Source organism: Aquificaceae bacterium, from assembly GCA_037722135.1.
Taxonomy (GTDB): domain Bacteria; phylum Aquificota; class Aquificia; order Aquificales; family Aquificaceae; genus Pampinifervens; species Pampinifervens sericum.
The window spans coordinates 1-7,938 of the sequence record JBBKAW010000035.1 but is presented as its reverse complement, the minus strand read 5'-3'; the positions used below and the strand labels follow the sequence as shown (position 1 = coordinate 7,938).

The following is a 7,938-nucleotide window of genomic DNA, read 5'->3' as shown; positions in this document are numbered from 1 at the left end:
TATAATTAATCTCTATGGAGGAAAGGCAAGAACCTCAAGAAGCTCAAGAACCTTCACAACCAGTGGAAGACCCAAGAGACCAAAGGATAAGGGAGCTTGAAGAAAAGCTCTCAAAGCTTGAAAATACCGCAAGGGTTATAAACCAAAGGTATGTAGACCTTCGGAGAGAAATGGAGTATTTAAAGGAAAGATACAGAAAGGACCTTGAGGAGGCAAAAAAATACGGGTATGAAAAGCTGGCTCTTGACCTTCTTGAGGTGGTGGATAACTTTGAAAGAGCCTTTCAATATGAAGGGCAAGACCTGGAAGGGCTAAGAAGGGGCTTTGAGCTTATATACAAAGAACTCTTGAGAATATTAGAAAAGTATGGAATAAGGGAAATAGAGCTCTTAGGCAAGGAGTTTGACCCATACCTTGCAGAGGCTGTAGACAGAGAATACACTCAAGATGTGCCTCCAAACGTGGTCATTAGAGTAGAAAGAAAAGGATATTGGCTACACGACAGGGTGCTAAGACCTGCCAAGGTGGTGGTATCCTATTACGAAGAGGAGATTACGTGATGGAAATACGTTTTAAAGACTTCTACCGTAAAATGACACCCTTTAAGGACGAAAGTATGGAACAGCTTCTTGAGGAACAGGTAAATCAGTGGATAAAACTCAACAAACCAAAGATAATAAATGTGGAGACCCTTTGGGAGAGAAATTCTCATGTTTCTGCTGGTATAAGGATATGGTATATCCAGGATTGAAAAGAAGGGCTTGTATATTTATAGATGGAGCAAACTTTTACTTTATTCAGAAGGAAATTCTACACCAACGTATTGACCTTATTAAGCTTGTAAATTACTTTAGGGTGGAGTTTGATATATACAACACCTTTTTCTACCTTGCATACAGGGAAGGAGACGAGAAGCAAGAGAGCTTCATTAAAATGCTTGCCTTTAGCGGTATAACGGTGGTTAAAAAACCCATAAAACAGCTTAAGGATGGAACTTACAAAGGAGACTTAGATGTGAACCTTGCTATAGATGCTCTGCTTACCAAGGATAACTATCAGACTGCCATACTATGCACTGGAGATGGAGATTTTGAAAAGTTGGTTTGGACACTCAGAAATTTTGGGAAGGAGATTATCTGTCTTTCTGCGAAGGAAGCCACTGCCATTGAATTGGTAAACGCTTGTGATAGATACATAGACCTTAGAGACCTTTTGCCTATTGTAAAGTTAGAGGAAAAGGAATGAAGTTCTTAGTGGTAGGTGTGGGTGCTCTGGGAAGTGCTTACCTTGCCTTTCTAAGCAGGGCAGGTTATAAGGCGGTAGGGCTTTTAAAGAAGGGGAGGAAACTCCAAAGTATATGGGTAGAGGGTATATGGGGTGAGTTCACTCAGGAAGTGAAAGCCGTAGACACGCTGGATGCTCTTGACTTTGAGCCAGATATCACCATACTAACAGTTAAAAGCTACGATACCACACAAGCTCTCAAGGATATACAAAAGCTTAAAGACACTAAGAGTTTTCTTATGGTGGCACAAAATGGTTATGGCAACTATGAAAAGGCTATAGAGGTTTTTGGCAAGGGTAATGTTATACTTGCAAGAGTCATATTTGGTGCGGAGCTTTTGGAGTGGGGAAGGGTTAGAATAACCGTGTGCGGTGATGATGTGGTGCTTGGAGACCCAGAGGGCATAATAGAGGAGGCTTTTTTAAAGGAGTTAGCTAATACCTTTAACAGTGCTGGCATACCTACCAGATACGAAAAGGAAGTTTATAAATACCTATGGGACAAAATTCTCTATAACTGTGCCTTGAACCCTCTTGGTGCTCTTTTTGAAACCACCTATGGCAGGCTTGCAAGCAATGTATACACAAAAGAGCTTATGGACAAGATATTGGAAGAAGCTTTTGAGGTCATAAGGGCAAATGCCATTCCCACCTTTTGGCAAGATGTGGAAGAATACAAAAGACACTTTTATCAAAGGCTTATTCCACCCACTGCGGAGCATTACCCCTCTATGCTTGCGGATGTGAAAAAGGGAAGGACGGAAATAGACGCACTCAACGGTGCTCTCCTTGAGCTCGGAAGGTCAAAGGGTATAACTCTTCCCGTTAACGAGATGGTGGTAAGGCTCATAAAGGCAAAAGAGGTATTTAATCAATCTTCAGGACGGTGAGAAAGGCTTCTTGAGGAAGCTCCACTTTACCAAACTGCTTTAGCCGTTTTTTCCCTTCCTTTTGCTTTTCAAGAAGTTTCTTCTTTCTTGTTACGTCTCCACCGTAGCATTTGGCAGTCACGTTTGCCCTTAGAGGAGGTATCCTCTCTGACGCTATTATCCTTGTGCCTATACCTGCTTGAACCTTTACCTCAAAGAGCTGTCTGGGGATGACTTCCTTTAGTTTTTCCACAAGTTGACGTGCTCTTCTATAAGCCTTGTCCCTGTGGACTATGAAGGATAAGGCATCCACTGGGTCATTGTTTATAAAGATGTTTAACCTTACAAGGTCTTCTTCTCTAAAGCCGATAAACTCATAGTCGTATGAGGCGTAGCCCCTTGAAACACCCTTTATCTTGTCATGAAAGTCCATTATCACTTCACTCAAAGGCATCTCATACTCAAGCATTACAGTGTTTGGGTCAAGGTAGATAAACTTCTTTTGAATGCCCCTCTTTTCTTGACAAAGGTTCATAATGCTTCCCACATAGTCTTTGGGTGTTATTATAGTAAGAAGCACAAAGGGTTCTTCAATGGCTTGAATAATGCCCCAGTTTTCTGGAAGCTCTGATGGGTTTCTTATTTCTTTTACCTGACCGTTTTTAAATCTTACCCTATAGACTACACTTGGTGCGGTGGTGACAATGCTAACACCGTATTCCCTTTCAAGTCTTTCTTGCACTATCTCCATATGTAGCAATCCCAAAAAGCCTACTCTAAAACCTAAACCAAGAGCTGGAGAGGTCTCTGGCTCAAACTGTATAGCTGCGTCGTTTATGGCATACTTCTCAAGTGCATCCCTTAGCTCTTCGTAAGTATAGCCTTCGGAGGGGTATATACCTGCATAGACCATGGGTTTGGCTGGTCTAAAGCCGGGAACAGGTTCAGGTGTTGGGTTTTTAGCATCGGTTATGGTATCACCGACCCGTATATCTCTTACATCCTTTATAGAGGCAGCGAGATATCCCACATCGCCAGCGGAGAGTTTTTCAAACTTGGTCATCTTTGGAGTTTGTGCTCCTACCTCTGTGACTTCAAACTCTTTACCAGTGGAGAAAAGCCTTATCTTCATGCCCGGTTTTACCTCACCATCAAAGACCCTTACAAAGGCAACCGCACCGCGATACTGGTCATAATAGGAGTCAAAAATTAGTGCCTTTAGAGGTTTGTTTGGGTCTCCCTTTGGTGGTGGGATTCTCTTTACGATAGCTTCTAATATCTCCTCAATGCCGATACCCTCTTTAGCAGAGGCTAATATAACATCCTCGGAGGGTAGCCCCAGTATTTCTTCTATCTGCCTTTTTACCCTTTCTGGGTCTGCAGCAGGTAGGTCTATCTTGTTTATAACGGGAATTATGGTAAGGTCTTGTTCTACTGCCTTCCAAAAGTTTGCAACTGTTTGAGCTTCTATGCCTTGAGTTGCGTCAACAAGAAGCAAAGCTCCCTCACAAGCAGCGAGAGCTCTTGAAACCTCATAAGAAAAGTCCACATGCCCAGGGGTATCTATAAGATGTAAGGTATAGGTTTCTCCGTCCCTTGCCTTATAAAACATTCTTACCGCTTGAAGTTTTATGGTTATGCCTCTTTCTCTCTCAATCTCAAGGGTATCAAGCATCTGCTCCTTTAACTCCCTTCTTGAGACAGAACCAGTGTATTCCAAAAGCCTGTCCGCAAGAGTGGACTTTCCATGGTCCACATGTGCTATTATGGAGAAGTTTCTCACCCGTTCCATAAGATTTATATTTTATGCCTACTTTAGGCTTTTATCCTTTTTCTTAATATAAGCATTAACTGATATAAGCCTCGTTTATATTCATCCGTAGAAGTTCTTATTGCAGAGAATTGTTAACTCTCATACATTACTATCTTGACATGTGGAAGGTATTAATAGGTACAGTTTTGATATTTTCGGTAAGTTTTGCAAAGTGGTTTAACAAAGCCTCAGAAGGCTTAGAATACGCTCTGCGAGAAAACAAGCCTGTTGCCTTCTACTTTTATAGCAACTACTGTCCCTATTGTACCCAGATGGAGGAGTTTGTCCTTAATCAAGAGTATGTTCAAAAAAAGTTGGAGAATTTCGTAGTGATAAACCTAAACATATCCTCTGACGATGGAAGCAGATGGGCAAGGAGGTTAGGTGTTCCTGGTGTTCCTACCTTGGTCTTTTATGACCCAAAGCAGGAAAGGGTGCTTGGTGTCCTCTTTGGAAGCAGACCAAAGGGAGAAGTTCTAAATACCATTCAGAGAATTTGCACAATGCAAAACATTAAGTCATGTTAAAAACCTTTAAGGAGGTATAAAAACATGGATAGGAGAAGATTTCTTGCACTGTCCACAGCAGTAGTTGTAGGTTTAACCTTTGCCCCAGCACTTCAGCCAGCCTTTGGTGCCACAAAGCTTGAAGAAGAAATTCAAAAAAGGCTCGGAGTCCAGCTATCTCAAATCAGAGAAGTGGAAGATATCAAGCTCACAGCTCCTACCATAGCAGAATCTGGTGCCAATGTGCCAATCACTGTGGAGTCTACCATACCCGTGGACAGAGTGGAAAGGCTCTGGATATTTGTTGACAAAAACCCTGTGCCTTGGATAGCGGATGTGTCCTTTACTCCCATGAACGGTCAGGTCTTTTTCTCCACAAGGATAAAGATGGGAGAAACCTCCAATGTGAGGGCAATTCTTAAGCTCAAGGACGGTTCTTATGTGATGGCAACAAGGGAGGTCAAAGTTACCGCTGGTGGATGCTGATAATTCCATAAGCTTTCAATACCAAAATTCTATACAGGAGGTGCAATATGGCAGTAGGGACTGGCATACTGCGTGTGCCAAGAAAAGCAAAGAAGGGAGAGATTGTAAGAGTGCAGATGGTGATAACCCATCCTATGACACCACCGAGGAGAGACCCACAGACAGGGCAGGAAGTGCCTGGCCATTACCTCACAAAGCTTGAGCTTTTCTTTAACGATAAGCTTGTAAGCACTGTAAACATGGGTGCGGGTGTGTCTGCCAATCCCTTTATGGCTTTTACTCTAAGGGTAGAGGACAGTGGTGTTGTGAAGATAGTCTATGAGGACAACCAGGGTGGAAAGTGGGAGAGAACTGCGGAGATAAAGGTTTCTTAAGGGAGGTTATGACATAAGAAAGAAGGCATTTCTGGCAGTGTTTACCGCCGGTGCTATCGCCAGTGGGCTTTTGTCTACAAAGGCTTTTGCTCAGGTTGAAGGAGAGCTTTCTCCAGGAGAAGAAATTAGGCTCGTCCAAGAGTTCAATAGGATGCTTGCAGAAGGTATAAACCCCGGTGAGATATGGTATGAGGTGAGCAACCCAGAAGATAAGGGTGCTAAGGAATTAGTGAAAAAATGGTATGAGCCTTATGAGAAGGAATTCAACACGGTCATAGGCACGGCTAATACCTTGCTCTATAAGAGGGATACTGTCTTTAGCACGTGGGACAGGCTCATAGGCGAAGCTCTTGCGGACTACTATCATGGCGTGGATGCGGTTATGTCTTTGGATGTGGGTACATCTCCGGGCTTTAGATGGGGAACTACTGTCCTCCCAGGTCAGAAGATAACTGTGGAGCATGTTTACGACGTGCTTGGTATGACATACCCTCAGGTCTTCATTATGAAGAGAAAGGGAAGAGAGCTTCTTGCTTTGTGGGAAGATGTGGCGGACAATGTGTTTAACCCTAACCCTCTCTATCAGCAAGGTGGAGACATGTCAAGGATATATGGCGTGGAGTATGAGCTAAAAATAAACGCAAGGCAAGGCGAAAGGATAAGGAACGTAAAGATAAAGGGTAAGCCTATAGAAATGGACAAGGAATATGTGGTTGCGGTTTACGGAGGACCACCTCCAATGGGAGTTGAGCCTGAAAAGAAGAACATAAGGGACATAGTAATAGACTACATAAGGAAAAAGAAAAACATTGAAATAGACAGAAAACCCAACGTGAAAGTGCTTGACCATCCATACAACACAGACTGCTACTGGAGGTAAGAAGATGTTGAAGTTTATCCTTTTCCTGCTCCTGCCTCTTTTTACCTTTGCTATGGACCCTCTAAGAGTGATGTATATTACCTATAACCTTAAGGAGAGGGATTTCAAAGCAGGAGTAGAGTCTGTAAGAAAAAGCATGGAGGCTCAAGGTCTAAAGGTATTGAGAACTCTTACCATCTCTGACGCCATAAGAGCGAGAGGAAACGAAACTTTCAGAAACTACTACGTTGTCTTCGGGTGCGAGTTTGATGGTATGGGAGACATTCTCCTCAAGGCACCAGCCCTTAGCAATATAGTCCCATGTAGCGTGGCGGTTTACGAAGAGGGAGGCAGGATAAAAGCAACGGTTTTAAATCATCAAGTCTTCCTTACTCGCTACAGAGATAACCTAACCCTCTCTGAAAGAAGAATTATAAGCCAAGTATATCGCAGGCTTCATTCAGCCCTCGCTTCTGTAAGCACCAACAAGCCGGCAATCCCTCAAGTCCCTGCCATGAAAGAAGACCTTGTCCACGAGGATGTTATAGAAGGTCTTGACTTTGACACCTTTAAAACCCTTTACAAAACAGCTCTTGATGGGGTGAATATGAACATCTTGGACATAATGGATATAAGAGAGGATAGTCCCAAGTTTTCCATATTCCTTGCATGTAATCTTAGCTACGGTGAAGCCATACTCAAGGACATACCTCAATTTGGGACTCTCGCACCCTGTAGAGTGTATCTATACGAAAAGGATGGAAAAGTTATTACTGGCTACATAAACATACCCTTCCTGCTTAAGACCTATGGAAGGCATCTTAGCAAGGAAAACGCAGAAATATTCCTTAGGGCAGACCAAGACATAAAACAGGCTCTTAAGGAGGCAAAGGGTGAGTAATTATGCAAGTTCCCATGCTTTGTAGGAGCTTCTCACATTAGGTCCGCTTGCCACCTTTTTAAAACCTAAACCGTATGCCAGCTCTTCAAGGGTTTTGAACTCCTCCTCTGTGTAGTATTTAACCACTGGATGGTGTTCTTTTGAAGGCTGGTAATACTGACCTATGGTTAAAAGGTCGCAACCCACCGACCTGAGGTCCTTCATAACTTGGATTATTTCTTCAAGACTTTCTCCAAAGCCGAGCACCAGTGCGGACTTTGTAAGTATATGAGGAGCAAGCTCCTTTGAAAATCTTAGCAGTGCAAGGCTTCTTTCATACTTAGACCCAAGCCTTACGCGGTCATACAGCCTTGGCACGGTTTCCACATTATGTGCAAGCACATCTGGTTCAGAGGATAGCACTTTTGAAAGGGCTTGAGTGTCGCCTTTAAAGTCTGGCACAAGCACTTCCACCTTTATACTTGGTATATTTTCCTTCAGGACTCTTACGCACTTTGCAAAATGACCCGCACCACCATCTGGCAGGTCATCCCTTGTGGGAGATGTTAGCACCACGTAGCTTAGTTTAAGGGTTTTAACCGCATGCAAAAGTTTGTAGGGTTCTTCTGGGTTGGGAGCTAAGGGCTTTCCTCTTTGTAGATTGCAAAAGCTACAGGCTCTCGTGCATGTATCTCCCAGTATCATAAAAGTTGCAGTGCCAGAGCCAAAACATTCTCCTATGTTAGGACAGCGAGACTCTTCACAAACTGTGTGTAGTCTTAAACTTCTCAGCAGTTTTTTAATCTCGTGGGTCTTTGATAGCTCTAATATGGGCTTCATAGGATAAAATCTTAGCAAAAGTCTGCA

At 43.0% G+C, this 7,938-nt stretch carries 11 protein-coding genes; 9 read left to right on the top strand and 2 right to left on the bottom strand.

The features are described from left to right. Positions 1 to 14: 14 nt before the first annotated feature. The 4 genes from WKI49_02580 to WKI49_02565 are packed head-to-tail and all read left to right on the top strand — an operon-like array spanning position 15 to position 2,174. Entirely contained in the window at positions 15 to 560 is a 546-nt protein-coding gene (locus WKI49_02580; GenBank protein ID MEJ7621389.1) for a nucleotide exchange factor GrpE, read from the top strand. Beyond that, positions 560 to 751, top strand: a complete 192-nt coding sequence (locus WKI49_02575) for a hypothetical protein (protein ID MEJ7621388.1) — start codon at positions 560 to 562, stop codon at positions 749 to 751. The genes WKI49_02580 and WKI49_02575 overlap by 1 nt, the downstream gene beginning before the upstream one ends. Continuing rightward, positions 733 to 1,245 carry an NYN domain-containing protein gene (locus WKI49_02570; protein ID MEJ7621387.1) on the top strand — a complete coding sequence of 171 codons (513 nt, stop codon included), beginning with the start codon at positions 733 to 735 and terminating at the stop codon, positions 1,243 to 1,245. The genes WKI49_02575 and WKI49_02570 overlap by 19 nt, the downstream gene beginning before the upstream one ends. Further along, positions 1,242 to 2,174: a ketopantoate reductase family protein gene (locus WKI49_02565; GenBank protein MEJ7621386.1), complete on the top strand. Its 933-nt coding sequence runs from the start codon at positions 1,242 to 1,244 to the stop codon at positions 2,172 to 2,174. Before WKI49_02570 ends, WKI49_02565 begins: the two co-directional genes overlap by 4 nt. On the opposite strand, the gene lepA is transcribed toward WKI49_02565, so the two are convergent. After that, positions 2,152 to 3,945, bottom strand: a complete 1,794-nt coding sequence (lepA, locus tag WKI49_02560) for a translation elongation factor 4 (protein ID MEJ7621385.1) — start codon at positions 3,943 to 3,945, stop codon at positions 2,152 to 2,154. The two genes, WKI49_02565 and lepA, sit on opposite strands and share 23 nt — an antisense overlap. Positions 3,946 to 4,085: 140 nt before the next feature. Here lepA and WKI49_02555 point away from each other — a divergent pair, with 140 nt between their 5' ends. The 5 genes from WKI49_02555 to WKI49_02535 are packed head-to-tail and all read left to right on the top strand — an operon-like array spanning position 4,086 to position 7,092. Next, positions 4,086 to 4,493 (top strand): thioredoxin fold domain-containing protein, encoded by a 408-nt coding sequence (locus tag WKI49_02555; GenBank protein ID MEJ7621384.1) that lies wholly within the window; start codon positions 4,086 to 4,088, stop codon positions 4,491 to 4,493. Positions 4,494 to 4,517: 24 nt separating this feature from the next. Next, a complete protein-coding gene (soxY, locus tag WKI49_02550) occupies positions 4,518 to 4,958 on the top strand; it encodes a thiosulfate oxidation carrier protein SoxY (GenBank protein ID MEJ7621383.1) in 441 nt (146 codons plus the stop codon). 47 nt (positions 4,959 to 5,005) lie between these two features. Beyond that, entirely contained in the window at positions 5,006 to 5,332 is a 327-nt protein-coding gene (gene soxZ, locus WKI49_02545; protein MEJ7621382.1) for a thiosulfate oxidation carrier complex protein SoxZ, read from the top strand. 37 nt (positions 5,333 to 5,369) lie between these two features. After that, positions 5,370 to 6,212 carry a 5'-nucleotidase C-terminal domain-containing protein gene (locus WKI49_02540; protein MEJ7621381.1) on the top strand — a complete coding sequence of 281 codons (843 nt, stop codon included), beginning with the start codon at positions 5,370 to 5,372 and terminating at the stop codon, positions 6,210 to 6,212. Positions 6,213 to 6,216: 4 nt separating this feature from the next. Beyond that, a complete protein-coding gene (locus WKI49_02535; GenBank protein ID MEJ7621380.1) occupies positions 6,217 to 7,092 on the top strand; it encodes a DUF302 domain-containing protein in 876 nt (291 codons plus the stop codon). Here WKI49_02535 and lipA read toward each other — a convergent pair whose 3' ends face one another. Further along, the gene (lipA, locus tag WKI49_02530) at positions 7,093 to 7,911 is read right to left on the bottom strand and encodes a lipoyl synthase (GenBank protein ID MEJ7621379.1); all 819 of its coding nucleotides are present in this window, start codon (positions 7,909 to 7,911) and stop codon (positions 7,093 to 7,095) included. Positions 7,912 to 7,938 lie beyond the last annotated feature (27 nt).